This window comes from Streptomyces sp. NPDC127114, from assembly GCF_042677525.1.
In the GTDB taxonomy this organism is placed as follows: domain Bacteria; phylum Actinomycetota; class Actinomycetes; order Streptomycetales; family Streptomycetaceae; genus Streptomyces.
Window position 1 is genome coordinate 1 of record NZ_JBHXTJ010000044.1, and the last position, 26693, is coordinate 26693.

The 26693-nt window shown below is 72.7% G+C and carries 24 protein-coding genes and 1 pseudogene; 13 read left to right on the forward strand and 12 right to left on the reverse strand.

From position 1 onward, the window contains the following. Positions 1–49 precede the first annotated feature (49 nt). The 5 genes from ACFVGS_RS30885 to ACFVGS_RS30905 all read right to left on the reverse strand — a co-directional run bounded on the left by ACFVGS_RS30885 (position 50) and on the right by ACFVGS_RS30905 (position 5790). Entirely contained in the window at positions 50–757 is a 708-nt protein-coding gene (locus ACFVGS_RS30885) for a class III extradiol dioxygenase subunit B-like domain-containing protein (RefSeq protein WP_385695080.1), read from the reverse strand. 277 nt (positions 758–1034) lie between these two features. Beyond that, on the reverse strand, positions 1035–2483 hold the full coding sequence (gene miaB / locus ACFVGS_RS30890; RefSeq protein ID WP_385695144.1) for a tRNA (N6-isopentenyl adenosine(37)-C2)-methylthiotransferase MiaB: 1449 nt from the start codon (positions 2481–2483) through the stop codon (positions 1035–1037). 118 nt (positions 2484–2601) lie between these two features. After that, positions 2602–3276 (reverse strand): HisA/HisF-related TIM barrel protein, encoded by a 675-nt coding sequence (locus ACFVGS_RS30895; RefSeq protein ID WP_384419006.1) that lies wholly within the window; start codon positions 3274–3276, stop codon positions 2602–2604. A 23-nt stretch (positions 3277–3299) separates the two neighbouring features. Further along, a complete protein-coding gene (gene pdxA / locus ACFVGS_RS30900; RefSeq protein WP_385695083.1) occupies positions 3300–4481 on the reverse strand; it encodes a 4-hydroxythreonine-4-phosphate dehydrogenase PdxA in 1182 nt (393 codons plus the stop codon). Between the two features lie 115 nt (positions 4482–4596). Then, a complete protein-coding gene (locus ACFVGS_RS30905) occupies positions 4597–5790 on the reverse strand; it encodes a four-carbon acid sugar kinase family protein (protein ID WP_385695086.1) in 1194 nt (397 codons plus the stop codon). 401 nt (positions 5791–6191) lie between these two features. Between ACFVGS_RS30905 and ACFVGS_RS30910 the strand changes: the two genes are divergently transcribed. Further along, a complete protein-coding gene (locus tag ACFVGS_RS30910; protein WP_385695089.1) occupies positions 6192–7097 on the forward strand; it encodes a LysR substrate-binding domain-containing protein in 906 nt (301 codons plus the stop codon). On the opposite strand, the gene ACFVGS_RS30915 is transcribed toward ACFVGS_RS30910, so the two are convergent. From ACFVGS_RS30915 to ACFVGS_RS30925, 3 genes are all read right to left on the reverse strand, one after another. Further along, entirely contained in the window at positions 7090–8571 is a 1482-nt protein-coding gene (locus ACFVGS_RS30915) for a hypothetical protein (RefSeq protein WP_385695092.1), read from the reverse strand. The two genes, ACFVGS_RS30910 and ACFVGS_RS30915, sit on opposite strands and share 8 nt — an antisense overlap. A gap of 79 nt (positions 8572–8650) precedes the next feature. After that, complete coding sequence (locus ACFVGS_RS30920) at positions 8651–9586, reverse strand: hypothetical protein (RefSeq protein ID WP_385695095.1); 936 nt, start codon at positions 9584–9586, stop codon at positions 8651–8653. 159 nt (positions 9587–9745) lie between these two features. Further along, positions 9746–10264, reverse strand: coding sequence for a hypothetical protein (locus tag ACFVGS_RS30925; protein ID WP_385695097.1), 519 nt, complete (start codon positions 10262–10264; stop codon positions 9746–9748). Positions 10265–10849: 585 nt separating this feature from the next. Between ACFVGS_RS30925 and ACFVGS_RS30930 the strand changes: the two genes are divergently transcribed. The 4 genes from ACFVGS_RS30930 (at position 10850) to ACFVGS_RS30945 (ending at position 15557) form a co-directional block, all read left to right on the forward strand. Continuing rightward, entirely contained in the window at positions 10850–12070 is a 1221-nt protein-coding gene (locus ACFVGS_RS30930; RefSeq protein ID WP_384419025.1) for an RCC1-like domain-containing protein, read from the forward strand. A gap of 16 nt (positions 12071–12086) precedes the next feature. Continuing rightward, complete coding sequence (locus tag ACFVGS_RS30935) at positions 12087–13253, forward strand: RCC1 domain-containing protein (RefSeq protein WP_385695099.1); 1167 nt, start codon at positions 12087–12089, stop codon at positions 13251–13253. Positions 13254–13269: 16 nt separating this feature from the next. Continuing rightward, on the forward strand, positions 13270–14457 hold the full coding sequence (locus tag ACFVGS_RS30940; RefSeq protein ID WP_384419029.1) for an RCC1 domain-containing protein: 1188 nt from the start codon (positions 13270–13272) through the stop codon (positions 14455–14457). A gap of 101 nt (positions 14458–14558) precedes the next feature. Continuing rightward, on the forward strand, positions 14559–15557 hold the full coding sequence (locus ACFVGS_RS30945; protein ID WP_384419032.1) for a TAXI family TRAP transporter solute-binding subunit: 999 nt from the start codon (positions 14559–14561) through the stop codon (positions 15555–15557). 72 nt (positions 15558–15629) lie between these two features. Here the strand turns inward: ACFVGS_RS30945 and ACFVGS_RS30950 are convergent, their stop codons facing one another. Beyond that, a complete protein-coding gene (locus ACFVGS_RS30950) occupies positions 15630–17066 on the reverse strand; it encodes an ATP-binding protein (protein WP_384419035.1) in 1437 nt (478 codons plus the stop codon). Positions 17067–17084: 18 nt separating this feature from the next. Beyond that, positions 17085–17789 (reverse strand): response regulator transcription factor, encoded by a 705-nt coding sequence (locus ACFVGS_RS30955; protein WP_384419038.1) that lies wholly within the window; start codon positions 17787–17789, stop codon positions 17085–17087. A gap of 219 nt (positions 17790–18008) precedes the next feature. On the opposite strand from ACFVGS_RS30955, the gene ACFVGS_RS30960 reads away from it, so the two are divergent. The 8 genes and pseudogenes from ACFVGS_RS30960 to ACFVGS_RS30995 all read left to right on the forward strand — a co-directional run. Then, the gene (locus tag ACFVGS_RS30960) at positions 18009–18794 is read left to right on the forward strand and encodes an amino acid ABC transporter ATP-binding protein (protein WP_384419041.1); all 786 of its coding nucleotides are present in this window, start codon (positions 18009–18011) and stop codon (positions 18792–18794) included. Between the two features lie 85 nt (positions 18795–18879). Continuing rightward, a complete protein-coding gene (locus tag ACFVGS_RS30965; RefSeq protein ID WP_384419044.1) occupies positions 18880–19797 on the forward strand; it encodes a glutamate ABC transporter substrate-binding protein in 918 nt (305 codons plus the stop codon). 135 nt (positions 19798–19932) lie between these two features. Continuing rightward, the gene (locus ACFVGS_RS30970; RefSeq protein ID WP_384419046.1) at positions 19933–20580 is read left to right on the forward strand and encodes an amino acid ABC transporter permease; all 648 of its coding nucleotides are present in this window, start codon (positions 19933–19935) and stop codon (positions 20578–20580) included. Continuing rightward, the gene (locus tag ACFVGS_RS30975) at positions 20577–21509 is read left to right on the forward strand and encodes an amino acid ABC transporter permease (protein ID WP_385695104.1); all 933 of its coding nucleotides are present in this window, start codon (positions 20577–20579) and stop codon (positions 21507–21509) included. Before ACFVGS_RS30970 ends, ACFVGS_RS30975 begins: the two co-directional genes overlap by 4 nt. Before the next feature lie 169 nt (positions 21510–21678). Further along, positions 21679–23355, forward strand: a complete 1677-nt coding sequence (locus tag ACFVGS_RS30980; RefSeq protein ID WP_385695107.1) for an FAD-dependent monooxygenase — start codon at positions 21679–21681, stop codon at positions 23353–23355. Then, entirely contained in the window at positions 23300–23533 is a 234-nt protein-coding gene (locus tag ACFVGS_RS30985) for a putative leader peptide (RefSeq protein WP_385695109.1), read from the forward strand. Before ACFVGS_RS30980 ends, ACFVGS_RS30985 begins: the two co-directional genes overlap by 56 nt. A gap of 75 nt (positions 23534–23608) precedes the next feature. After that, a complete protein-coding gene (locus ACFVGS_RS30990) occupies positions 23609–24145 on the forward strand; it encodes a cysteine dioxygenase (protein ID WP_384419058.1) in 537 nt (178 codons plus the stop codon). Further along, a pseudogene (locus ACFVGS_RS30995) lies at positions 24136–24558 on the forward strand (rhodanese-like domain-containing protein); the annotation flags it as partial. The gene ACFVGS_RS30990 and the pseudogene ACFVGS_RS30995, both read left to right, overlap by 10 nt. 284 nt (positions 24559–24842) lie before the next feature. On the opposite strand, the gene recX reads toward ACFVGS_RS30995, so the two are convergent. After that, positions 24843–25526 (reverse strand): recombination regulator RecX, encoded by a 684-nt coding sequence (recX, locus tag ACFVGS_RS31000; protein WP_384419061.1) that lies wholly within the window; start codon positions 25524–25526, stop codon positions 24843–24845. After that, positions 25414–26547 carry a recombinase RecA gene (recA, locus tag ACFVGS_RS31005; protein WP_128976843.1) on the reverse strand — a complete coding sequence of 378 codons (1134 nt, stop codon included), beginning with the start codon at positions 26545–26547 and terminating at the stop codon, positions 25414–25416. The genes recX and recA overlap by 113 nt, the downstream gene beginning before the upstream one ends. Positions 26548–26693 lie beyond the last annotated feature (146 nt).

Consider the following 26693-nt stretch of genomic DNA (forward strand, 5'->3'; position numbering starts at 1 on the left):
GCCGCGGAGCATCGCGCTCCGCGGCCGTCCGCCGTTGCGTTGTCTGCCGCTAGCTCCAGGCGGCGACGAAGTAGCCGACTCCGTAGGGAGCGTCCTCGTAGAGCAGTCGCCCCGCGAGGTCCGCGCCCTCGGCGGCGCCCGCGAGCACCTGCCAGGGGGCCCGTCCGGCGGCCTTCAGTTCGTACGCGAGCTCCGCGTCCAGGCCGAGCAGCGCGGCCGGGTCCGCCGTATCCAGGGCCCGGGCGGCGGCCGCGTCGAAGGCCTCGGCGCGCTCGTCCAGATAGCCCGGTGCCTTGACCGTGCGGCAGGCGCTGCCGTCGCCCATCACCAGCAGGGCGACCCGGTCCGCCGCCCTGGCGATCTCGCGGCCGGTCGCGGCGCAGCGCGCGGCGTCGAGCGCCTCGCCGACGCCCAGTCCCTCGACCGGCGCGTCCGCCCAGTCGGTGTGCTCCAGGAGCCAGGCAGCGACGGCCAGCGAGGCGGGCAGCGGCCGGTCACCGCCGCGCCCGCTGCCGAGCCGTACGGTCAGGTCGACACCGAACCCCGCGAAGGAACCGGCCGAACCCGCCGGGTGCGCGCCCCGGCCGTCCTCGGCCGCGGGCCCCACGACGACCAGCCGGTCTGGCCGCGACGCGGCGAGCACCCCGAGTGCGTCGGAACACGCCGTACGCGCCTCGTCGAGCTCGGCCGCGGCCCCGGCCGCGACGGCGGGAACGAGGAGCGGAGGGCAGGGACAGACGGCGGCGGCGACAAGCATGATCCGAGCCTAGCCGGACCCCGCCCCGACAGTCCGGACGGGCTCGACCGGGCCGTCGTCTGCTCAGCTCCGCTCACCTCAGCTCCGCTCGCCTCGGCTCAGCCCGCCTCAGCTCGGCTCGACTCAGCTCGGCTCGGCTCCGTTCGGCCCAGCTCGGCTCAGCTCGGCTCGGTTCGGCCGACCCAGCCCAGCTCGACTCAGCTCGGCTCAGCTCGGCTCCCGGCCGCGTCCGCGTCCGTCTCAGTGGCTGCCGCAGGCCGGTGCGTCCCCGTCCGTCTCAGTGGCTGCCGCAGGCCGGTGCGTCCGCGGCCGGCAGCGGTTCCGGCACGCCGATCTTCGGGAGGCCCAGCAGGACGCCCGCCGGCTTCGCCGCCGCGGCGGCGGTGCGCTTCTCCCAGGCGTCGCCCGCGCGGGTGCGGCGGACGGCGGTGGTCGGGCCCTCGGCGAGGAGGTGGTGCGGGGCGGCGTAGGTGATCTCGACGGTCACGACGTCACCCGGGCGCACGTCCTCGTCCGGCTTGGTGAAGTGGACGAGACGGTTGTCGGGGGCGCGGCCGGACAGCCGGTGGGTCTCGCCGTCCTTGCGGCCCTCGCCCTCCGCGACCATGACCTCCAGGGTGCGGCCGACCTGCTTCTTGTTCTCCTCCCACGAGATCTCCTCCTGGAGGGCGACCAGACGCTCGTAGCGCGCCTGCACGACCTCCTTCGGGACCTGGCCCTCCATGGTGGCCGCGGGGGTGCCGGGGCGCTTGGAGTACTGGAAGGTGAAGGCGTTCGCGAAGCGGGCCTCGCGCACCACGTGCATGGTCTGCTCGAAGTCCTCCTCGGTCTCGCCGGGGAAGCCCACGATGATGTCGGTGGAGATGGCGGCGTGCGGGATCGCGGCGCGCACCTTCTCGATGATCCCGAGGAAGCGCTCCTGCCGGTACGAGCGGCGCATCGCCTTCAGGACCGTGTCCGAGCCGGACTGCAGCGGCATGTGCAGCTGCGGCATCACGTTCGGCGTCTCGGCCATGGCGGCGATCACGTCGTCCGTGAAGTCGCGCGGGTGCGGCGAGGTGAAGCGGACCCGCTCCAGGCCCTCGATCTCACCGCAGGCGCGCAGCAGCTTGCTGAAGGCCTCGCGGTCGCCGAGGTCGGAGCCGTACGCGTTGACGTTCTGGCCGAGCAGCGTGATCTCGGAGACGCCCTCGCCGACCAGCGCCTCGATCTCGGCGAGGATGTCGCCGGGACGGCGGTCCTCCTCCTTGCCGCGCAGCGCCGGGACGATGCAGAAGGTGCAGGTGTTGTTGCAGCCGACGGAGATCGAGACCCAGGCGGCGTACGCGGACTCGCGCCGGGTCGGCAGCGTCGAGGGGAAGGCCTCCAGGGACTCCGCGATCTCGACCTGCGCCTCCTCCTGGACGCGGGCGCGCTCCAGCAGGACCGGCAGCTTGCCGATGTTGTGGGTACCGAAGACCACGTCGACCCAGGGCGCCTTCTTGACGATGGTGTCGCGGTCCTTCTGCGCCAGGCAGCCGCCGACGGCGATCTGCATGCCGGGCCGGGCGGCCTTCTTCGGCGCGAGGTGGCCGAGGTTGCCGTACAGCTTGTTGTCGGCGTTCTCGCGGACCGCGCAGGTGTTGAAGACCACGACGTCGGCGTCGCCGTTGGAGCCCTCGGGGGCACGGACGTAGCCGGCGTCCTCCAGGAGACCGGAGAGCCGCTCGGAGTCGTGGACGTTCATCTGGCACCCGTAGGTGCGTACTTCGTAGGTTCGCGTCACGCCCTGCTCGGCCACGGCTCCGGTCCCGTCTTTGCTGCTGGTCACCTGACAAGGGTAAGGGGGCCCGAGGGCTGCCCCGCTACGGCCGACTGCCGCTCGCCTCCAGTACGGCCGTGAGCTGGGCGGCGAGGCCGCCGGCGGCCGGGCGGACGGCCCCCGCGAAGGCCGCCGAGCCGACCGTGAAGGCGTCGGCGCCGGCCTCGGCGAGGGCCCGGATCTGCGCGGGGGTGGTGAGCGAGCCCGCGACGACGAGCCGGCCCGTGGTCGCCGCGCGGGCGGCCCGGAGCAGGTCGAGCGGGTCGGCCTCGGTGGCACGGTGGGCGAGCAGGTCCACGCCCGCGCAGCCCGCCGCCTCGGCGCGGCGGCAGTCCGCGGCAATACGGGCCGGGGTGCCGGCCAGCCGGGTCGGATGGCCCCGGGGCTCGCCGACGAACGGCAGGTAGCGGACGGGCGTGCCCGAGATCAGGGCGAGCGTCTCCTCGATCCAGGTGCCGCCCATCAGCCAGTCGACGCCGAGGTCGACGGCCGCCCGTACGGAGTCGAGGGCCTGGTCACGGCCGGTGGCGACGACCTCCAGGTGGCTGGTGGCCCCGAGCTCCCTGATCTGCTCGTGGAGCCGGCGCAGGGTGGCGAGGTCGACGCCGACGTCCTTGAAGCCGATGTGCGTGATGCCGAGCTCGCGGACGGAGTCGAGGACGTGCAGGCAGTCCGTGACGGTCCGGTCGTCCCGGGTGAGCATGAAGACGAAGTCCATGGGAGTCCCCTGGGCGTGGGTGGTCAGCTAGGCGGCGTGACGCGGGCGGTCAGCTCGGCGGCGTGGCGCAGGGCGGTCAGCAGGCTGGTGTGGTCGGCGGTGCCGGTGCCCGCGAGGTCGAACGCGGTGCCGTGGTCGACGCTGGTACGGACGAAGGGCAGGCCGAGGGTGATGTTCACCCCGTGCTCGAGGCCCAGGTACTTCACCGGGATGAGCCCCTGGTCGTGGTACTGGGCGATGACGGCGTCGAACTCGCCTGCCCGGGCCCGCATGAAGACGGTGTCGGCGGGCCAGGGCCCGCTCGCGTCGATGCCCTCGGCCCGTGCGGCGCGCACGGCGGGCGCGATGACGTCCAGGTCCTCGCGGCCGAAGAGGCCGTTCTCGCCGGCGTGCGGGTTGAGTCCGGCGACGGCGATCCGGGGCGGGGCGGTGCCGCCGCTCCGGCGCAGGGCGCGGTGGGTGAGGCGGATGACGTCCAGCTCGCGGGCCACGGTCAGCGCGTCGAGCGCGTCGCGGAGCGACTGGTGGACGGTGACGAGGACGACCCGCAGCTCGTCGTTGGCCATCATCATCGCGTAGCGCTCGGTGCCGGAGAGCTCGGCCAGGATCTCGGTGTGGCCGGGGTGCGGGATCCCCGCGAGGCGCAGTGCCTCCTTGTTGACGGGTGCGGTGGTCAGCGCCCGTACCTCTCCCGCGAGGGCGAGCTCGATGCCCTTGCGTACGTACGCGAAGGAAGCGGCCCCCGCGGTCGCCGCGACGGTGCCCAGGGCGAGGTCGTCGGGCAGGGCGGGGCCGACCGGAAGCACGTCCAGGACTCCGGGTGTCCGTCCGGCGCCGGCCGCGGCCTGCACGGGACGCACGCGCAGGCGCACGCCGGTGGTGCGGCAGGCACGACGGAGGACGCCGGGGTCGCCGATGACGAGGAGGGGCGCGAAGGCGGCGGAGGGGGAGGCGGGCGGGGAGGGAGAAAGGGCTGGAAAGGGAGAGAGGGGTGGAGAGGGGGAGGGTGCCGGGTGGGCGAGGGCCTGGAGGCGGGGGTCGGCGCAGGCCTTGACCGTGATCTCGGGGCCGATGCCGTGGGGATCGCCCATGGTGACGGCGATGGGGCGGTCGGTCGGCGGCTCGGTCAGAGGGCCGGTGACCCGGCCGTTCGGGCGGCGGTCGCTTGAGGGCCCGGCCAGAGGGCGGGTCGCTCGGCCGGTCATCGGGAGCCTCCCGTGGTGAGAGGGACCTGGACCAGAGGGCCCGTCGCTCGGCCTGTCATCGGGAGCCTGCCGTGGTGAGAAGGGCGTGGATCCAGCGGGCCGGCCGCTCGGCCTGTCATCGGGAGCCTCCCGCTGTGAGAAGGGCGTGGAGGCGGACGAGGGCGTCGTCGTCGCCGAAGCCGCCCGCCTTGACGAGGACGGGAACCGGGGCGGGGAGCGGGGCCGGCGTCGCGGACCCACCCGCGCTCGCAGCCGGCGCGGCGGGGGCGTGGAGGGTGCCGCGGGCGATGCCGGGTTCGGGTTCGTCGTAGAGCTCGATGCCGTCGGCACCGAGGGCGCCGAGGACGGCCGCGGCGGTCTCGCCTCCGGTGAGGACGAGGCCGTCGGCGCGGCCCTCGGCGACCGCCCGTCGGACCTCCTCGACGAGTCGGGCGAGCAGCGCCGCGGGATCGGTGCCGCGCTCCTCGGGAGTGTGGAGGACGGCGACAGGGTCGGTGAACCGGGCGCGCAGGGCGGCGAGTTGGCGGCGGCTCGCGGGGTTGGCGCTGCCTACGACGGTCAGCGGACTCCGTACCGGCGGGAGTTCGGGCGGTGCGGCGGCCTGGCCACGAGGGTGGCGGCGGGCCAGGGCGTCGGCGAGGCCCGGGGAGCCGACCCAGAGGACCTGCTCCGGGGTGGGCACGGCGGCCACGATCGCGTCGAGTTCGGCGTCGCTGACCGCCGAGCAGACGAGGACCCCGCCCTTCGCGACCGCTCCCGGCAGTTCCTCGGCGCCGACAAGGACGGCCTCCGGGAGGATCCGCGCGAGGTCGGACGTGCGCACCGGGTGCGCGGGGTCGCGGGCGAACTCGCTCTCGTCGACCCGTACACCGCGGACGTACTGGACTCCGTCGACCGTCGTCCGGCCCTCGGCCGGAAAGGCGGGTGCGACGATCGCGGCGCGGCGGCCCGATCCGGCGAGCGCGGCGCGCAGTTCGGCGGCCACGTGGCCGCGCAGGGTCGAGTCGACGGTCTTGATCAGCAGGTCGGCGCCCGCGTATGCGCCGGCCGCTCGGCGCGTACGGGCGGCCGCCTCGGCCGCGTCGACGAGACGGGTGCCGAGGTCGACGGCGGTGACACCCTCCCCCGGCGGCGCGGCGAGCGGACCCGCGGTCGGACCGGCGAGCGGACCCGCGGTCGGACCGGCGGTCGGACCGGCGAGGGGCTCGCACAGGACCACGGCGCGGTGGCCGGTCCTGCGGAACGGGGCGGCGCCGTCGGCGGCGCTGGTGAGGTCGTCGGCGAGGACGGCGACGGTGGCGGGCGGCATGGCGGCTGGTCCCTCGGGGTCGCGGACGGGTGGTTGGCGCGGCGGGTCGGCGGGCCGGCGGCTGCGGCAGTGAGTGCGGCAGTGGGCCGGTGAGGCAGGCCGGTCGGTGCGGCAATTCGGTCGGTGAGGCAATTCGGTCGGTGAGGCAGGTCGGCCGGGGCGTCGGTGCAGTGTGATCGTGGCTCACCGCGCCACGGCGTCACGCACCTTCGCGCCCGCGCCTTCACACCTCAGCGCCTCCGCTGCCTCCGCGCCTCCGCTCCTTCACGCCTCCGCTCCTTCACGCCTTCGCGCCTTCGCGCCTCCGCGCCTCCGCACCGGTGACGCGATCAACACTGGCGCAACATGAAGTCGCAGGACAAACGATTCTTTCTCACTCCACCCGTGAGTAGATTGCACACATGAGCCGGCCGGACCTGCCCCCGCTGAACACCCTGCTCCCCTTCGAGGCGACCGTCCGCCACGCGAGCATGACCCGGGCCGCGCGGGAGCTCCATGTCACCCACGGGGCCGTCAGCCGGCAGGTGCAGAACCTGGAGAAGGCCCTCGGCGTCGCGTTGTTCGAGCGCGGGCCGCGCGCCCTGCGGCCGACCCCGCAGGCCCGCCGGCTCGCCGCCGCCGTCCGAGAGGCCCTCGACGTGATCGAGGAGGCCGCCCGCGAGATCTCCGGCCGGGAACCGGACGGTCCGCTCGCCCTCTCCTGCGAGCCGACGCTGCTGATGCGCTGGCTCATCCCCCGCCTGCCCGACCTCACGGCCCGGCACCCGGAGCTGACCGTGCACCTGTCCGCGGGCGGCGGGCCGCCCGCCTTCGACCGCGACACCGTCGACGCGGCCGTGCGGCGGGACGACTTCCCGGTGCCGGAGGAAGTGAGCCGGGTGCCGCTCTTCGAGGAGTGGATCGGCCCGGTGTGCCGTCCGGAGCTCGCGGAGCGGCTGCTCGACGGCGGGCCCGTCACGCTGCTGCACACCGCCACCCGGTCGTCCGCGTGGGACGACTGGCGCCGCCTGACCGGCCAAGCGCCCCACGGGACTTCGGAGCAGGGCTTCGAGCACTTCTACCTCGCGCTCCAGGCCGCCGTGGCCGGCGTGGGCGTGGCCGTCGGGCCGTACGCGCTGGTCCACGACGACCTCGTACGGGGCCAGTTGGCGGCCCCGTACGGGTTCGTCGCGGACGGTACGGGCTACGGGCTGCTCAGCCCGCGCCCGCCGGAGCGGGACCCGCGGGTCGCCGCGCTGCTCGGCTGGCTGCGCGAACAGACGGCGTCCCTGACCCCGCCCTCCGGGTACCGGTCGGGGATCAGCTGAGCGGGACGGTGCGGATGCCCCGGACCGTGCGGGTGTCGGCCGGAGGAACGCTCTTCAGGAGCCCCTTGTCGGACGAGTAGGCGGCCGACCCCGCGTCGACCGGGGTGGTCGTCGTGGGCCGGGCAGCGGCGCACCGCTGCTTCTCCGCCTCGGACATGGGGCCGGTGCGCTGGAGCAGCCGGTCCGGCGCACCGCGCGAGGGCCCGTCGATCACGGCGTGCAGCCGGTAGTCGTCCTTCTTGCTCAGGAACCAGCCCTCGACCCGCTCGCGGCTCGGCTGCAGCTCCACCCAGCTGACCTCGCCCGGCTGGATCCGCTCGACGACGGTGCGCCGGTCGCCGCTGAACCACTGCCAGGCGCGCTGCCAGCTCTTCTCGTACGCGAGGGAGAACTGGCCGGCCGTCGGCCGCTCCTTGATCCGCTTCTCGTCCTCCGCGCGGTCCCCGGACGTGGGCAGTTTGGCCACGTCGTTGAGGGGCAGGCCGTCGGCGGCGTAGGTCTGGGAGATGCTGTCGTGGCTCCGTTCCGAGAAGGCGACGACCCGGGTGTGTTCGAGGGTGTTGCGGGTGCAGTTGACGAAGGCCTCGCCCACCACCCGGGCCCGGTCGTAGTAGCGGAACGACATCCGCATGTCGGGGCGGAAGACGCAGGCGCTCTCGCCGTTGCAGGCGGCGGCCGCGTTGTGCAGGGTCTTCTCGCGCTCGTTGCCCTTGTACGCCTCCGCCCGCCCGAGGCCGGTCTTGTCGACGGTCCTGTCGAGCGGGACCGGCACCTCTGTCGCCCGGACGCGGGCGATCATCGGGGTGCAGGTCACATGGGTCTTGGAGTCGGTGACCTTGGAGGCGAAGGTGAGCAGCGGCTCGTTCTCGCCGGCCGTGAAGGTGTAGCTGCGCTTGGTCCAACGACCGGGCCCGGGCTTGCCCTTGACGCGGTCGGGGTCGCCGGCGGTGGTCACGAGCCGGGCGGCGCCGCCGGTGCCCTCGACGGTGTAGGGCTGGCCGTCGACGACGTCGGCGGCGTTGCACTCCTTCGAGACGGCCGGGCTGTCCTCGTAACTCACCGTCACCTCGGCACCCTTGCGGACTCCGCGCAGGCGCTGCCGGAGGGAGTTGCCCTCTTTCTCGAGGGCGACGCCGTGGGCGGTGTCGGCGCGGCCGGAGGCGGACGGGGAGTAGCGCTGGTTCCGGCCGTCCCAGAAGTCGAGGCCGACGGTGGTGGGGCCGTCGCCCTTCATCACGGGGTCGGCGAAGTCACCGTTGAGGACGTCCACGGCCTGGGAGGCGGGGGCTTGGGCAGCGGGAGCTTGGACGGCAGGGGCTTGGGCGGGGGAGGTTCGGGCGGCAGCGGCCGTGGCGGGCTCTCCGGCAGGCGCCGCGGCACCGGCCGCCGGCCCGGCCGTGAGGGCGGGGAGCAGGAGACCGGTCGCGCCGACGGCGGCCAGGGTGCGCAGGGAGCAGGTCAGGGAGGGAGACATGGGGACGGACTCCTCGGTGGGGGGCGGTGCGTGCCAGGGGCGGGACGCCGCAGGGGCGCGACGTCGCAGGGAGGGTGCTTCAGGAACCGGCAGGCCGCAGCACCTCGACCCGCTTGGGCGCGGCGCCGGGGACGAGGGCGTCGCGGGCGGGCAGGGAGCGGGGGGCCGGCGGCGGCCCGGGCTGCGGGTTGTTGCCGCCGGCCGTGTTGCCCGTGGGGCGCGTGCGGCCGCACAGATTGGGCGGTGCGGCGTAGGTCTGGGCGACGAAGGTGCTGGAGTTGACCATGGACGGGCTGTCCACGGCGATCCCCAGGATCTGGGCGCCGGTGTTGGCGATGAGGCTGCCGACGACCCGCCGCATGGCGGCGCTCGCCCCGAACACCAGCATGTCGTAGGCCTTGACGGTGGTCTTGTAGGTCGTGGCCTCGGTGTTGTCGACCGTCCACGACTTGGAGTACGTGGCCTTGAACGCGGCCTCGAAGGCGAGTTTGGCGGCCATCGAGCCGGCCACCTTGCCACCGGCCGCGACGCTGGTCTTGGTGCCGTTCGTGGAGGTCGGCCCGTCCTTGAGGTTCGGCGTCTTGTGTTCGCTGGTGATGTCGTTGGTGAGGTTGGTGGTGACCTCGCCGGAGGCGGTGATGGTGCCCTCGGCGGTGATCTTGCCGGAGATCTCGCCGCCGATGTTGTCGGTGCTGGACGTGCGCAGGGTGACCGTGCGGTCGACGCTCATGTCGCTGTCCGTGCAGTTGACGACCGCGTTGCCGAGGGACCGTACGGCGGTCGCGAACTCCCGCCCCTTCTTGGGGTCGATGGCGAACCGGCAGGCGTCGGCCTTGGTCTCGCAGTACTTCAGGATGTCGGCGATCTTCGCCGGACGGCCGTCGGCGGTGACGGCACGCGGGGTGGGCGGCTCTCCGGGACCCTCTTCCGCGCCGACGGCGGGCGGGGCGAGGGGTACGGCGAGGCCGAGGGCCAGGACGGGCAGGAACACGAGCGCGGGACGGCGCGAGGGCATGGGGGGACATCCCTTCGGGACGGGGGCGTGGGAGTGGGAGGGAGAGTCGGAGTGGGAGGGAGAGTGGGCGTGGGGCTGGGACTCGATCTGGAACTGGATCTGGAACTGGGACTGGGACTACGAGTGGAGCCAGGGGGCGGAAGCCGCGAGCGGGAAAGCTCAGGAGCCGAGCAGCGAGCACAGCTGGGACACCGGGAACGGGGACTGGCCCGGGTCGGTCGATCCCTCGGGGAGCGAGGCCGGGAAGCCGGCGCAGGTGCTGGTGACGGCGGACTGGGCGTTGTCGCTCGGGTCGGGCCGGAAGCCGTCGATGGTGGACGTCATGCCGGTCAGGCCCTCCTTCTCGCCGTTGCCCTTGGCGAGCTTGCCCATGCAGGTGCCCGAGTCCTCCGCGTCGGGCTTGCACGCCTCCAGGTCCTTGCCGACCTTCTTGATGTCCTTGTCGGCCTGTGTCGCGGCCTCCTTGGTCTTCTTCTGCTGTTCGTCGATCTCCTTGGCCTCGTTGGCGTTGGCCTCGTTGTCCTTGCACGCCTGGTCGTCGGGCTTGCACTCCTCGACGGGTACGGACGGGGGCGCGGCCCAGACGGCCGGCGTTCCGGTCAGGGACAGCGCGGCGGCGAGTGCGGCGGCGCCGAGCACGCGTCGTACGGAGGCGGCTGCGGGCAGGGCGGAAGGCATGACAACTCCCTGGGGACGGGGGTGATTCCGGGTCGTGTGAAGGCGCGGGGATCACGGCGGGGACTCGCCAACCAAGATCGCCAAGCGCACGCCGACGCTAGCCGGACCGGTGTCGGCGTCCCGGCGCGACACACGGCGCGGCGCGGGCCCGGAAACCGGCTCACCACATCGGCGGAGCGCATCCGTGGTCGGCCGAACGGCCCGCCGGACGGTCGCGCGGCGGACGGCCCGCACGTGCCCGTACGCCACCCGTCCGGATGGTTCCGGGGCCCCTGCGTGAGAGCCGCGCACCCGCCCCGGCCGGGGCTCCTCACCCTGCCGGGCGCTTCCGATCGGCGGCCTTGCGCCGCGGGTCGCCGGGACCGGCGCACTCGACTCGATCCGGTGAAACCGGCACTGCGGTCTGTTTCCCGAACGGCCGTCGTGCATACGGGTGTTTCGGGCGATCCGGCTCGCGCCCATGATCATTGTCGGTCAGTCTGCTCATGTGTCCGACGGTCCGTTCCAGGCCGTCGGGCCAGGTCCCGGGCACCCCATGCCCGTGGTCCGCCCTCCCGTACGTCCCCCACGAAGGAGAGCAGACCCATGTCCCGATCACGACGCGTTCCCCTGCGCCGCAGGCTCCGCCGGAGCCTCGCCGCCGTCACCGGGATCGCCGCCCTCGCCGCACTGCCGGCGCTCGCGCCCCCGGCCCTCGCCAACGAGGGCAACCCGACCGTACTGAGCTGGGGCGCCGGCCGCACCGGCCAGCTCGGCAACGGCACCCTCGCCGACAGCCTGTCCCCCACCTCGGTCACCAGCCTGTTCCGCGGCGACGTCGACCAGATGTCGGCGGGCGGCACCTCGTCGGCCGACTCGTTCGTCCTCGCCCGTACCGACAAGACCGTGAAGTCCTGGGGCCACAACGCCTCGGGTCAGCTCGGGAACGGCGGCAACGACAACCAGACCGTCCCGGCCACCGTGCCGCGCCTGACGAACGTCAAGGACGTCGCGGCCGGCGGGCGGCACGCCCTCGCGCTCGACACCAGCGGCCAGGTCTACTCCTGGGGCGACAACTCCTACGGCCAGCTGGGCAACAACCGCACCGGCGACAGCCGTACGGTCCCCGACCGCGTCCAGGGCATGCCGAAGGTCAAGCAGATCTCGGCCGGCTGCGACTTCAGCCTCGCGCTCCTGGAGAACGGCAAGGTGTACGCCTGGGGCCGCGGCATCCACGGCCAGCTCGGCAACGGCAGCCGTGCCACCAGCTCCGTGCCACGGCAGGTCGCGGACCTCACGGACGTCGTCGCGATCGACGCCGGCTGCCACCACGCGCTCGCGCTGACCGCCGACGACACGGTCAGGGCCTGGGGCTACAACCTCTACGGCCAGCTGGGCAACTCCAGCACCAAGTCGTCCACCGTCCCGGTCGACGTCGACTGGCTGGAGGGCGTCTCCGAGATCGAGGCGGGCGCCTTCCACAACTACGCCAAGACCAGCGACAGTCACGTCTGGGGCTGGGGCAACAACCAGTACGGCCAACTCCTTGAGGCCGACGAGGCCTTCGACTCCAACGTCTCCCGCACCAACCGCACCGCCCCCGTCGAGATCCCCCGCCTGGAGGGCGTCCAGCACCTCGCGGCGGGCGCGCGGCACGGCGTCGCGGTCACGGCGGACGAGGTGTTCGCGTGGGGCCACAACGGCGAGGGCCAGCTCGGCAACGGCACGACCGTGTCCCGCTTCGAGTCGGTGAAGATCCTCAACGAGGGCTCGAAGGTGAAGGACGTGGTCGCGTCGCTGGGCGGCAACTCGACGTACGCGTACTGAGCGGGGTGCGTACGTGATGACGCACCTCCGCAGCGCGTACGGTCTCGGCGCCGCGGTCCTCGTCCTGCTGGGCCTCGCCGCCCCGCCCGCCGGTGCCGAGCCGAGCGATCCGTGGGTACGGGCCTGGGGCCTCAACAGCGCCGGCCAGCTCGGCAACGGCTCCACGCTCGACCAGCAGACGCCGTCGGCGGTCTCGGGCCTGTCCCGGAACGACGTACGCGAGCTGGCCACCGGCGGGGGCAGCAACGACCGGAACCATGCCGTCGCCCTCCTCCAGGACGGCACCGTCCAGTCCTGGGGCGGCAACAACAAGGGCCAGCTCGGCGACGGAACCACCGTCGACCGGAGCCTTCCCGCGGCGGTCACCGGTCTGTCACGGGTCTCCGACGTCGCGGCGGGCATCGACTTCGCCGTCGCCGTCCGCGACGGACGGGTGCTGTCCTGGGGCGGCAACGCCCACGGGCAGCTCGGCGACGGCACCGCGGCGGACCAAAGCACCCGGCCCGTCCGGGTGCAGAGCCTGAGCAAGGTCAAGGACGTCGCGGCCGGCTGCCAGTTCACGGTGGCGCTGCGCCAGGACGGCACCGTCTGGAGCTGGGGCAGGAACCACCAGGGCCAGCTCGGCACCGGTTCCACGACCGACCGGAACACCCCGCAGCGGGTTCCCGGCCTGTCGGACGTCGTGGCCGTCGCAGCGGGCTGCCAGCACGCCCTCGCCCTGACCTCCGAAGGCACGGTCAAGGCGTGGGGCCGCGGATTCGACGGCCAGCTCGGCAACGACACCACCGAGCTCAGCAGCTCGCCCGTCGACGTCCTGCACCTCGACTCCGTCGCCCGCGTCTTCTCCGGCTGGTACCACAGCTTCGCCCTCCTGGACGACGGCAGCGTCCGCGCCTGGGGCGGCAACTGGGCGGGCCAGCTCGGCGACGGCAGCACCGTCAAACGCACCACGCCCGTCCCGGTCCCGGCACTGACCGGCGTCTCCTCCCTCGCCGGCGGTTACGCCTTCTCCCTCGCCGTCCTCGACGACCGGTCCGTCCTCGCCTGGGGCGACAACGCGTCCGGTCAGCTCGGCGACGGCACCACCACCGCGTCCTCGTCCCCGGTCGTGGCACTTCCCCCGGGCAGCGGCATCGGCCGCGTACCGGCGCTCCTCCCCTGGAAGAGCAGTTACGCCTACTGAAACGAAAGGCACGCAGATGACCCCACCCCTGCGTCTCACCCTTCTCGCCGCCCTGTCCCTGGCGGCGGCCCTCCCCCTCACCACCACCCCCGCGAGCGCCGCCGGCACCGACCCCTGGGTCCGGGCCTGGGGCGACAACGCCCAGGGCCAGCTCGGCAACGGCTCCTCCCTGGCCCAGCAGACGCCGGCGGCCGTCAGCGGCATCGCCCGTGACGACGTGCGCAGGCTGTCCGGCGGCGGAGGCATCGCCGGCAACACCAACAACTCCTTCGCGGTCGCCCTGCTCAAGGACGGCACGGTGAAGGCCTGGGGCAGCAACGCCACCGGCCAGCTCGGCAACGGGACCACCACCGCCCAGAGCTTCCCGGCCACCGTCAGCGGCCTGTCCGGGGTGAGCGCGGTCTCCGCCGGCCTCAGCCACGTCCTCGCGGTCAAGGGCGGCCGGGTCCTCGCCTGGGGCAGCAACGCCGCCAAGCAGCTCGGCACCGGTCAGGACACCACCAACCCGTACAAGGCCCCGATCCCCGTACAGAGCCTGGACAAGGTGAAGGACGTCGGCGCGGGCTGCGACTTCAGTGTGGCGCTGCGCCAGGACGGCACCGTCTGGACCTGGGGCAAGGGCGACAACGGGCGGCTCGGCACCGGCAGCAACACCACCCGCGAGACCCCGCAGAAGGTCGGGGACCTGGAGAACGTCGAGGCGATCTCCGTCGGCTGCGACCACGTCCTCGCGCTGACCGCCGACAACACCGTCAAGGCCTGGGGCAAGGGCGCCGAGGGTCAGCTCGGCGACGACCGGCGGGCCGACAGCAACACTCCCGTGGACGTCGCCTACCTCGACGCCGTGGCCAGGATCTTCACGGCCAACGCCACGAGCTTCGCCGTCCTCGACGACGGCAGCGTGGCGGGCTGGGGCAGGAACACGGAGCGCCAGCTCGGCGACGGCACGAACGCCCACCGCACCACCCCGGTCGTCCTCGACCACCTCAAGGGCGTGCAGGAGATCTCCGGAGGCGTCGACTTCACCCTCGCCGCGCTCGACGACGGTTCGGTGATCGGCTGGGGCGCCAACGCGGCGGCCCAGCTCGGTGACGGCACCACGACCGGGACGACGGGGACCGCGACGGTGACGGCGCTGCCGCCGGGCAGCGGCGTCTCGCACGTGTCGGCCACCACGACCGGGAAGTCGGCTTTCGCCTACTGACCGTAGCGGTGCCACGGCGAGGGGCAGCGGCGTCGTGGCGGCACGGGTCCTGGCCGGGGTCGCCCTGGCCAGGACCCTCCACGAGCTGGCAGGATCGCGCCATGTTCACCGCGATGTCCCGTTCTGCCCGCCGCCGCCTGATCCAGGTCTCGGCGGCGCTCCTGGTGCTGGCCGGGTTCCTCGTCTGGTGGCTGGTTCCTTTCGGTACGAAGACGCCGAGCGGGCACATCACCTTCAGCACCGGCGTGCCCACGGGCGTCTACCAGCGGTACGGCGAGCTGCTCCAGGAAGCCCTCGCGCGCGATCTCCCGGAGGTCTCGATAACGCTGAAGAACAGCGAGGGCTCCCAGCAGAACCTGGCCAGGCTCGCCTCCGGGGAGGCCGATTTCACCGTGGCGACGGCGGACGCCGTGGCCCAGTACCAGCGGGACCGCAAGCCGGGCTTCGAGAAGCTGCGCGGCTGCGCCCGGCTCTACGACGACTACGTCCAGCTGGTCGTCCCCAAGGGCTCGCCGGTGGAGACGGTGGCCGATCTGCGCGGGCTGCGCGTCGGCGTGGGCCAGTCCGGCTCGGGCGTGCGGCTGATCGCCGACCGGGTGCTCGCGGCGGCCGGGCTCACGCCCGACGTCGACATCGTCCCGGTCTCGGCCGGCATCGACACGATGCCGGGCCTCATGGAGCGGCGGCGCCTCGACGCCTTCTTCTGGTCGGGAGGTCTGCCCACGCAGGCCGTGCAGGCGCTGTCCGAACGGCTGCCGGTCCGGCTGGTGCCGCTGGACGCCGCCCTGGTGGACAGCCTGCACGACGTGGGCGAGTCGACCCGTCACTACCGCTCGGCGACCATCCCGGGCGACGCGTACAGCCTCGCCCAGAGCGGCAACCCGGTGGACACCCTGGCCGTGGCGAACATCCTGGTCACGACGGACGACGCCGATCCGGACCTGGTGGAGGGCTTCACCCGTACGGTGATCGCCAGCCGCGACGGGATCGGCAGCCAGGTGCACCCGGCACAGCTGGTGGACCTGCGGACCGCGATCTACACCGAGCCCGTGCCCCTGCACGAGGGCGCCCGGCGCTACTACCGCTCCGTGAAGCCGTAAGGGCACTGGCCTCGGGAGCCGTAGGCCCCGGTCCCGGGGCCGGCCCGACCCCCGGACCGCAGACGTCGGACCTCAGACCTCGACGCCCGGCCCACCGCCCGGCCCGCGGCCGGTCCGTGGGTCCTCGCGGGGCACGGCGACCGTCACCCGCAGGCCGTGGGGTGCGTTGCGGGCGTACGCGATGGTGCCGCCGCCCGCTGCCAGCAGCACGCGCGAGATGGACAGCCCGAGGCCGGAGCCCTTGACGTTCTGGTGCCGGTTGGAGCGCCAGAAGCGGTCGCCGACCCGCTCCAGCTCCTCGTCGGTGAGCCCGGGCCCGTGGTCGGCGACCTCGACCTCGACGGTCTCGCCGTCGGCGGCGAGCCGGACCGTGACGCCGACGTCCTCGCCGGCCGGCGTGAACTTCAGGGCGTTGTCGATCACCGCGTCGAGCGCGCTGGACAGCGCCACCGGGTCGGCCCAGGCCGTGACGGCCGCGGTGTCGGCGACCAGCGCCACGCCCTTGTCCTCGGCGACCGCGCGCCAGGAGGCGACCCGCTCGGCGGCGAGCGCGCCGATGTCGGTGAGCCGCAGGTCGGCGGCCGTGTGCTCGGCGAGCGCGAGGTCGAGCAGGTCGTCGAGGACCTGGGCCAGCCGCTTGCCCTCGGTGCGCACAGACGCGATCTCCTCGCTGCCCTCGGGGAGTTCGAGGGCGAGCAGCTCGATCCGCAGCAGCAGCGCGGCGAGCGGGTTGCGCAGCTGGTGGGAGGCGTCGGCGACGAAGGCCCGCTGCTGGTCGAGGACGTCCTCGACGTGGTCGGCCATCTCGTTGAACGAGCGAGCCAGGCGGCGCAGCTCGGGCGGGCCGCCGGTGGCGGCGACCCGGGAGTTCATCCGGCCGGTCGCGATGTCGTGGGTGACCGCGTCGAGCACGCGGACGGGCCGGAGCACCCAGCCGGTGAGCCGGAAGGCGGCGCCGACGGCGAGCAGCATGGCGGCGGCCTCGCCGGCGAAGATCAGCAGCCAGTCGCGCAGGATGCGGGAGCGCAGCTGCCCGGTGGGCGATTCGGTGACGACGACGGCGACGACGTCTCCGTCCCGGACGACCGGGGAGGCGATGATGAGCCAGGCGTCGCCCTGCCAGGGCCACACCTGCGGCGGGTCGTGGCTGCGGCGGCCGAGGAGGGCCTCGTTGAAGGCGCGCCTGCCCTCGCCCTCGTACGGCACGACCCAGTCCTCGGGGGCGGTGGCCATGGCCCGGTTGTCGCGGTAGAAGATGCCGGCCCTGATCCCGTACACCTCGTGGTAGCTGGTGAGTTCGCCGCTGAGGGTGGAGCGGCGCTCGTCGGGGCCGAAGCGGCTCTCGCTGACGAACTGGGCGAGGGCCGCGAACCGGGCCGCGTCGTCGAGCCGGTCGACGACCACCCGCTGCTGCTCCGACGCGGCGGTGCTGGCGGCCAGCGGGAAGCCGAGGGCGAGCAGGACACCGGCCATCAGGACGATGAGGAGCGGGAGGAGTCGGGTGCGCACGAGCGGACGGGCGGGGGGTTACGCGGCGGGCGGGACCAGGCGGTAGCCGACGCCCCGCACGGTCTCGATCAGGGCGGGCATGCGCAACTTCGAGCGCAGGGAGGCGACATGGACCTCCAGGGTGCGGCCGGTGCCCTCCCAGCTGGTCTGCCAGACCTCGCTGATGATCTGCTCGCGGCGGAAGACCACGCCGGGGCGCTGGGCGAGCAGGGCGAGCAGGTCGAACTCCTTGCGGGTGAGCGGCACGGCGTCGCCGTCGACGCTGACCCGGCGGGTGGGCAGCTCGACGGTGACGGAGCCGAGTCGCAGGGTGCTGTCCTCGGTCGGGGTGCCCTGGTCCTCGCCGCCGGAGCTGCGCCGGCTGACGGCGTGGATCCGGGCCAGCAGCTCGCCGGTGTCGTAGGGCTTGACCACGTAGTCGTCGGCGCCGAGGTTGAGGCCGTGGATCCGGGAGCGCACGTCGGCGCGCGCGGTCACCATGATCACGGGCGTGCTGGTGAGCTTCCGGATGCGTCCGCAGACCTGGTAGCCGTCCTGGTCGGGCAGTCCGAGGTCGAGCAGGATCACCCCGTACGAGGGACGCTCGCCGTGCGCGGCGGGCAGCACGGCCTGCAGCGCCTCCTCGCCGTTGCGGGCGTGGGTGACGGTGAAGCCGTGGCGGGCGAGGATCGCGGAGAGCGCGGCGGCGACGTGGTCGTCGTCCTCGACGAGCAGCAGTCTCATGGGCCCTCCTTCGTGATCTCGTGCGGGCTCGTGGGGTGGGGACGGGTGCGCGTGATGACTATCTGTGTACCAGGGCGTGAACAGCGGGGCCATCCCGTTCACGCAGAGTGTCCGGATGCGACCGTATCGTTATGCTCAAACTTCGCTCAGATGTGGTGACGCCCCTTCGCCCCGATCTCTAGTGTCCTCCCCAACCGAGCAGGACGGAGCAAGAAGCCGATGAGCGGAGTGTCAGTGACCAAGGGTTCGGAGGGCGCCGTGCAGGCCACGGACGACCTGGTCGTGCTGTCCGACGTGAACAAGCACTTCGGCGCGCTGCACGTGCTGCAGGACATCGACCTGACGATCCGCCGCGGCGAGGTCGTGGTGGTCATCGGGCCTTCCGGGTCCGGCAAGTCCACGCTGTGCCGCACCATCAACCGGCTGGAGACCATCGACTCCGGCAGCATCACCATCGACGGGAAGCCGCTGCCCCAGGAGGGCAGGGAGCTGGCGCGGCTGCGGTCCGACGTCGGCATGGTCTTCCAGTCCTTCAACCTCTTCGCGCACAAGACGGTGCTCGAGAACGTGATGCTGGGGCAGATCAAGGTCCGCCGCACGGAGAAGAAGACGGCGGAGGCCAAGGCCCGCGCCCTGCTCGACCGGGTCGGGGTGGGCACGCAGGCCGACAAGTACCCGGCGCAGCTCTCCGGCGGTCAGCAGCAGCGCGTCGCCATCGCCCGCGCCCTCGCGATGGACCCGAAGGTCATCCTGTTCGACGAGCCGACCTCGGCCCTCGACCCGGAGATGATCAACGAGGTCCTCGAGGTCATGCAGCAGCTGGCCAGGGACGGCATGACGATGGTGGTCGTCACGCACGAGATGGGCTTCGCCCGCTCGGCCGCGAACCGCGTGGTCTTCATGGCCGACGGGAAGATCGTCGAACAGGCCTCCCCCGACGAGTTCTTCAGCAACCCGCGCAGCGACCGCGCCAAGGACTTCCTGTCGAAGATCCTGCACCACTGAGCGCCGCGCCCGGAACTCCGTAGTGACAGCGTGCGACTTGCTGCACACTGACGATCAACCAACCACGACCTGAGGGATGTTCACGATGAAGCTCCGCAAGACCGCGGCCGTGGCCGTCGCCGTGCTCGCACTGACCGCGACCGCCTGTGGCGGCAAGGAGGGCTCGGCCGGTGACAAGCCCGCCACGAAGCCCGGTGACGCCTCGGCCCCCAAGCTCCCCACCTACACCGTCGCGAGCGGCGTCTCCCTCGACTCGCCGACCTTCAAGAAGGCCAAGGAGCGCGGCAAGCTGATCATCGGCTCGAAGGCCGACCAGCCCTACCTCGGCTTCGAGGACCAGGCGACCAAGAAGCGCTCCGGCTTCGACATCGAGATCGCCAAGATGATCGCCGCCGACCTGGGCTTCTCCGAGGACCAGATCGAGTGGAAGACGGTCGACTCCAAGCTCCGTGAGACCGCCATCTCCACCGGCCAGGTCGACTACTACGTGGGCACCTACACGATCAACGACAAGCGCAAGGCGCAGGTCGGCTTCGCGGGCCCGTACTACAAGGCCGGCGCCGACCTCCTGGTCCGCAAGGACGAGACCGCCATCACCGGCCCGCAGTCGGTGAAGGGCAAGAAGGTCTGCTCGATCACGGGCTCGACCCCGCTGCAGGAGATCAAGAAGCCGGAGTACGGCGCGGAGACCGTCGAGCTCGGCAAGTACTCCGACTGCGTCCAGCAGCTGCTCACCAAGCAGGTCGACGCCGTCACCACCGACGACTCCATCCTCAAGGGCTACGCCGCCGCCAACGCCGGCAAGCTCAAGGTCGTCGGCAAGCCGTTCACCGAGGAGCCGTACGGCATCGGCATGAACAAGGACGACAAGGTCCTGCGCGACAAGGTGAACGACATCCTCGCCAAGTACGAGGGCGACGGCACCTACAAGAAGATCTACGAGGCCACCCTCGGCCTCTCGGGCTCCGCGTACGTCGCGCCGCCGGCGATCGTCCGCTACTGACGACGCCCGAGCCCCCAGACGTGAGCGCCCCGCACGCCCCGTGCGCCGCGGGGCGCCGCGCCCCCTGCCCGTACGCCTGCCGCACGTAAGCCTGCCGCACGCTCGCCCGCCGCCGACTGCCGACGCGGAGTCCTCATGAACGTACTGCTCGACCATTTCGCGGAGTTCCGCAACGGCTTCATAGGAACCGTGGAGATCACCGCCGTCAGCTCGGTCATCGCGCTGCTCCTCGGCATCGTCGTCGCCGGCTTCCGGGTCTCCCCCGTCCCTCCGCTGCGCGCCTTCGGCACCGCGTGGGTGACGCTGCTGCGCAACACCCCGCTGACGCTGCTCTTCCTGGTCTTCGTCTTCGTCGTGCCGGAGATCCTCTTCCCCGGCATGAGCCCCTTCGTGCTCGCGTCGCTCGCGCTCGGCTTCTACACGTCCTCGTTCGTGTGCGAGGCCGTCCGCTCCGGCATCAGCACCGTGCCGCTGGGCCAGGCCGAGGCCGCCCGCTCGCTCGGTCTGACGTTCTCCCAGACGCTGCGCCTCGTCGTGCTGCCGCAGGCCACCAGGACCGTGCTGCCGCCGCTGAGCTCGATCTTCATCGCCCTGACGAAGAACTCGGCCATCGCCGGCGCCTTCAGCGTCACCGAGCTCTTCGGCTGGCAGACGCTGATGAGCGAGCAGGGCTACGCGATCATCCCGATCTTCCTCTGGGTCGCCGCCGCCTACCTGGTCATCACCTTCGCCATCAGCGGACTCTTCCGTCTCCTTGAGCGCAACCTGGAGGTCGCCCGATGAGCGCCAGCGTTCTCTTCGACGCCCCCGGCCCCAAGGCCCGGATCCGCAACCGGATCTACGCCGTCGTCGGCAGCCTCGCCATCCTCGCGCTGCTCGCGATCAGCCTGGTGCGGCTGGCCGACAAGGGCCACCTCGCCCCCGAGATGTGGGACATCTTCAACTACGCGGGCATCCGGCAGAACATCGCCGACGCGCTGCTCGCCACCCTGAAGGCCTTCGCCCTCGCGGCGGTCGGCTCCCTCGTGCTCGGTGTGCTGCTCGCCGTCGCCCGGCTCTCCGAGCACAAGCCGGTCCGCTGGTTCGCGACCGCCTTCATCGAGGTGTTCCGCTCGATCCCGCTGCTCATCACGATCTTCGCGGTGTGGGTCGCCTTCCTCACCGACTACTCGATGTGGGCGCTCGCGCTCGGCCTGTCCGTCTACAACGGCTGTGTCCAGGCCGAGGTGCTGCGCGCCGGCGTCAACGCGGTGCCGCGCGGCCAGCGCGAGGCCGCCTACGCGCTCGGCATGACCAAGACCCAGGTGATGACCTCCGTCCTGCTGCCGCAGGCGGTCCGGGCCATGCTGCCGACGATCATCAGCCAGCTGGTGGTCACCCTCAAGGACACCTCGCTCGGCTTCGTGATCCTCTACCCCGAGCTGCTGTACTCGGCCCGGCTGATCGCCTCCAACACCCTGGTCAACGGCCAGTACCCCTACGTCTCCGTGATCGTGGTCTTCGGCGCCATCTACATCGCGCTGTGCCTCGCGCTCTCCGCGCTCGCCACCTGGATCGAGAAGCGGGGCCGCCGGGCGAAGACCGGCATCAAGGTCGCCGACCCGGCCGTGACGGCCGTCGTGCCCGCCCAGGCGACCGCGGACTCCTCCGAAGGAGCGGTCGGCGGTCCGGTCGGCGGACCCGCCGACGGCCCTGGCATCACGAAGAACTGACGGCATGTGACATCATCCGGGGGCAGTGGCGACGCCGCTGCCCCCGTCACTTGACGCACGCACCCCCAGTGGGTTGCATACGTTCTGTGATCAAGCTCCGGGCCCGCGCCACACCCTGCTGTGCCTCCCGTACGCCCGTACGGCCCTGCCCGCCTTCAGGAGTCGCGCCGTGGACCCGGTGATCATCGTCGGCGCGGGGCCCGTCGGCCTCGCGCTCTCCCTCGCCCTGGCCGCCCAGGACGTGCCCAGCGTCGTCCTCGACGAGGGCCCCGGCAAGGAGGAACCGCGCCCCGCCCGCACCGCGGTGCTGCGCGCCGACATGGCCGCCCTCGTCGAACGGCTCGGCTGCGCCACGCTCCGTGACGAGGGGGTGCGCTGGGCCGGCTGGCGCTCGCTGCGCCGCCGGCAGCAGACCCGGCACGTGCGGCTCGACCTCGGCCTCGGCGTCGCGGACGACGGGGCGGACGGCGAGCCCGCGGGCCCCGCCGCCCCGCTGCACATCCCCCAGCACGCCCTGGCCCGCGGGCTGCGGGACGCCATCGCCCGGCAGGACCTCGTCACCCTGGTCACCGAGTCCCGGGTGGACACCGTCGAACAGGACGAACACGGCGTCAGCGCCCACACCCGGGGCCCCGACGGCACCTGGTGGCGCGGCAGCCATCTGGTCGGCTGCGACGGCGCCCGCTCCACCGTCCGCAAGCTCCTCGGCGTCCGCTTCCCCGGCCGTACGGCGGTGGAACGGCACGCGGTCGCCGCCCTGCGCACCGAACTGCCCTGGGCCGGCGAAGCCCTGCTGCACCGTCAGCCGGCGTGGCGGGGCGCGGGCGACGAGATCACCGCGCGGCCGCTGCCCGACGGGGTGTGGCGGATCGACTGGCTGCTGCCACCGCGCGGCGAGCTGGTCACGCCCGACGCGCTGGTCAGCCGCATCCGCGACACCCTGGCCGGCTGGTGCGAGGGCGCCACCCCGCCGTACGACCTGATCGACACCGGCGTCCACACCGTCCACCACCGGCTGGCCCGGCGCTGGCGGGTGGACCGGGTCTTCCTGGCCGGCGACGCGGCGCACCTGCTGGGAGCGGTCGGCACCCAGGGCCTCGACGAAGGGCTGCGGGACGTCGACAACCTGGCCTGGAAGCTGGCCCACGCCTGGCACCACCGCGACGCCTCACCGGCCCTGCTCGACAGCTACCAGAGCGAGCGGCGCTCTGCCGTCGCCTCCCGGCTGCGGGCCGCCGACCAGTCGCTCCCCGTGCTGCGCGGCGGGGGCGGGCTGCGGACCTATCTGCGGGGCGGCGGCCGCGGCCATGAAGCCCTGCTCAGCGACGGGCACCTCGGGCGCGGCCCGTTGGGCGCGCCGCCCGCGTATCCGCACTCGCCGCTGGCGCCGGAGCCCTCCGAGGGCCGGATCCCGGTGGGCACGCCGGACGGCGCACCGGCCGAGGACGTCCGGGTGACGGCGCCGGACGGGACGACCGTACGGCTGCGTGACCGGCTCGGCCGGGGCCGGCTGCTCGTGCTGCTCGTGGCTCCGGGCACCGGGGTGTGGGACCGCCGGCACTGGGTGAGCGCGGGGGTGATGCCCCGGCTCGCCGAGGCCGTGGACGCCCTGCCGGCCCCGGCCGAACTCCTCGTCACCGAGGCCTATCCGGGCGCCCCCGCCCACGCGGTCCTCCTGGTCCGCCCGGACGGACACCTGGCGGCCGCGTTCGCCGGCGTACGGCCGGAGGAGCTGCACGCGGCGGCGGACGCGGTACGGGGCGGGGCCCCGGCCGAGGAGGAGACGCCGCATGCCGACACGTCCGGCGGGGCCAGGAGCGGTGACCGTACGGCGGACGTCAACTGAGGCCGGGGAGCGGGTCGTCGAGGGCCTGCCCCGTCCTGACACCGGCGGACGTCGATTGACCGCCGCAGACGCACGTGGTGTACTCCGGAGCGTGACCGACACCGATGTGCGCCTGTGGCGGAGGGTCCATATGGACCTGCTCCGCTACGCGGGCTGCATGTGTCGCCCGTCCTGCTGAATTCGCCTCCCCTTTTCTCAGCTGCGCGCGCCCGCCTGGTCGTGCGCGCTTTCGCGAACCTCAGGACGGTCCTTCGTGTCCCAGACACAGCACGCCCCCACGCCCGTTTCCGGCTCTTCCGCTCCCACCGAGGCCGAACTGCTGGACTTCGTCCGGCGCACGGCCGCCGACGCGGCTCTGGTCCTGTCGCTCCCCCTCGATCCCGAAGGCCGCACCTGGGTGCGGCTCGACGGCCCGGGCGGCAGCGAGGCCTGGCTGATCGGCTGGCCGCCGGGCACCGGCACCGGCTGGCACGACCACGCCGAATCGCTGGGCGCCTTCGCCACCGCGCGCGGCACCCTGCGGGAGAACTCCCTCGCGGTACGGCTCCCCGCGAGCGGCTGGAAGAACCTGGAGCTGGCCGACGGCGTCGACCGCAGCCGCGAGCTGCCGGCCGGCCGGGGCCGCGCCTTCGGCCGCCACCATGTGCACGAGGTGCTCAACGAGTCCCGCTCGGAGCACGCGGTCTCGGTGCACGCCTACTATCCGCCGCTCCCGCTGATCCGGCGCTTCAGCCGGACGGGCTCGGTGCTCCGTCTCGAGCAGGTCGAACTCCCGGAGGACTGGCAGTGAGCGACGCACCCACCGACGCGCCCCTCGGCGACGCGCCCCTCGGTATCGACGAGTTGCTGGAGCGGGTACGGGCCGGTCTCGACCGTGTCGACGCCCGCACCGCGTACGAGGCGTACGCGGCGGGCGACGCCCTCCTGGTCGACACCCGCTACGCGGCCCTGCGCGAACGGGACGGCCTGGTCCCGGGCGCCCTGGTCGTCGAGCGCAACGAACTGGAGTGGCGGCTCGACCCGCAGGGCAGCCACCGTGTGCCCGAGGCCGACAGCCACGACCTACGGATCGTCGTCTTCTGCAACGAGGGCTACGCCTCTTCCCTCGCGGTCGAGTCCTTGCACCGGTTGGGCCTGCACCGCGCGACGGACCTGATCGGCGGCTTCCAGGCCTGGAAGTCGGCGGGCCTCCCGGTCCTGCCGCCGACGGGAACGGACACGGCAGACACGATCGGCACGACGGACACGGCGGACACGACTGCCACGACGGACACGACGGAAACGACTGCCACGACGGACACGACGGGCCAGGACCTGTCCGGCGGACCGGAGCAGGACGGCCTTTAGCCGGCTTCAGCCGGTCAGCCCGGCCGGAAGGGGCCCTGGTCTCGGTCAGACCTGGTGCGAGGGCAGACCTGGTGCGAGCTCATACGAAGGCAGACCCGGTGCGACCTGGCGCGAAGGCAGACCTGGTGCGAAGGCAGGGCTCAGAAGGGCTCCTCCAGCCCCTCGGTGTCCTCGCCCTCCTCCTCCAGGGCCTGGCGGACCACCCGCAGGGCCATGCCCTCCGGGTATCCCTTGCGGGCGAGCATGCCGGCGAGTCTGCGCAGCCGCCGGTCCCGCTCCAGGCCGCGGGTCGCGCGCAGCTTGCGGTCGACGAGCTCGCGGGCCCTGGCCTCCTCCTGGTCGGAGTCGAGCCGGTCGACCGCCTCCTGGATCAGGCCGGGGTCCACGCCCTTGGTCCGCAGCTCGCGGGCGAGGGCGCGGCGGGCGAGGCCCCGCCCGTGGTGGCGGGACTCGACCCAGGCGCCGGCGAAGGCGGCGTCGTCGATGAGTCCGACGTCCTCGAACCTCGACAGCACCTCGTCGGCGATCTCGTCGGGGATCTCCCGCTTGCGCAGGGCGTCGGCGAGCTGCTTCCGGGTGCGGGGGGTTCCGGTGAGCAGGCGCAGGCAGATCGCCCGCGCCCGCTCAGCCGGATCCTGGGACGACAGCTCCTTCTCGGCCCTCGACGAGTCGGGGCTGCCGTCCGGCCATTCGGTGCGACCGGTCACCGGGTCAGCTCTTGGCCGCGGTGGCCTTGGTCGCCTTGGCGGCCTTGGCCGGAGCCGGGACCGACTTGCCCGCCTCGTCCGCGCCCGCCGCGTCCGTGCCGCTCGCCGCGTCCGCACCCGGCTCGGCCGAGGGCTCCTCGGGCCGGACACCGACGCCCAGCTTCTCCTTGATCTTCTTCTCGATCTCGTTGGCGAGGTCGGGGTTGTCCTTCAGGAAGTTACGGGCGTTCTCCTTGCCCTGGCCGAGCTGGTCGCCCTCGTAGGTGTACCAGGCGCCGGCCTTGCGCACGAAGCCGTGCTCCACGCCCATGTCGATCAGGCCGCCCTCGCGGCTGATGCCCTGGCCGTAGAGGATGTCGAACTCGGCCTGCTTGAAGGGGGGCGCGACCTTGTTCTTGACGACCTTGCAGCGGGTGCGGTTGCCGACCGCCTCGGTGCCGTCCTTCAGGGTCTCGATGCGGCGGATGTCGATGCGCACCGAGGCGTAGAACTTCAGGGCGCGGCCACCGGTCGTGGTCTCCGGCGAGCCGAACATGACGCCGATCTTCTCGCGGAGCTGGTTGATGAAGATCGCGGTGGTCTTGGACTGGTTGAGCGCGCTGGTGATCTTCCGCAGGGCCTGGCTCATCAGACGGGCCTGGAGACCGACGTGCGAGTCGCCCATCTCGCCCTCGATCTCCGCACGCGGGACGAGCGCGGCGACGGAGTCGATGACGATGAGGTCGAGGGCGCCGGAGCGGACCAGCATGTCGACGATCTCGAGGGCCTGCTCACCGTTGTCCGGCTGGGACAGGATGAGGTTGTCGACGTCGACGCCCAGCTTGCGGGCGTACTCGGGGTCGAGGGCGTGCTCGGCGTCCACGAAGGCGACCTGGCCGCCGGCCTTCTGGGCGTTGGCCACGGCGTGCAGGGTCAGGGTCGTCTTGCCGGAGGACTCCGGTCCGTAGATCTCGACGACACGGCCGCGCGGCAGGCCGCCGACGCCGAGGGCGACGTCGAGGGCGGTCGACCCGGTCGGGATGACCTCGATCGGCTCCTTCGAGCGCTCTCCCATGCGCATGACGGCACCCTTGCCGAATTGCCGTTCAATCTGTGCGAGCGCGGCGTCGAGCGCCTTCTCGCGGTCGGTTCCTGCCATGGGTTCCACCCGGTTTGCTTGAGTCGATCGCTTCATGGGAAAGACGCTAACCCCTGCCACTGACAATGGGCCCCGACGTCCCCTCCAGCCTGTGGATAACTCGGCGACAAGCCCGTGTTCCCAAGGCCCTGAACCTCCATGAGAAT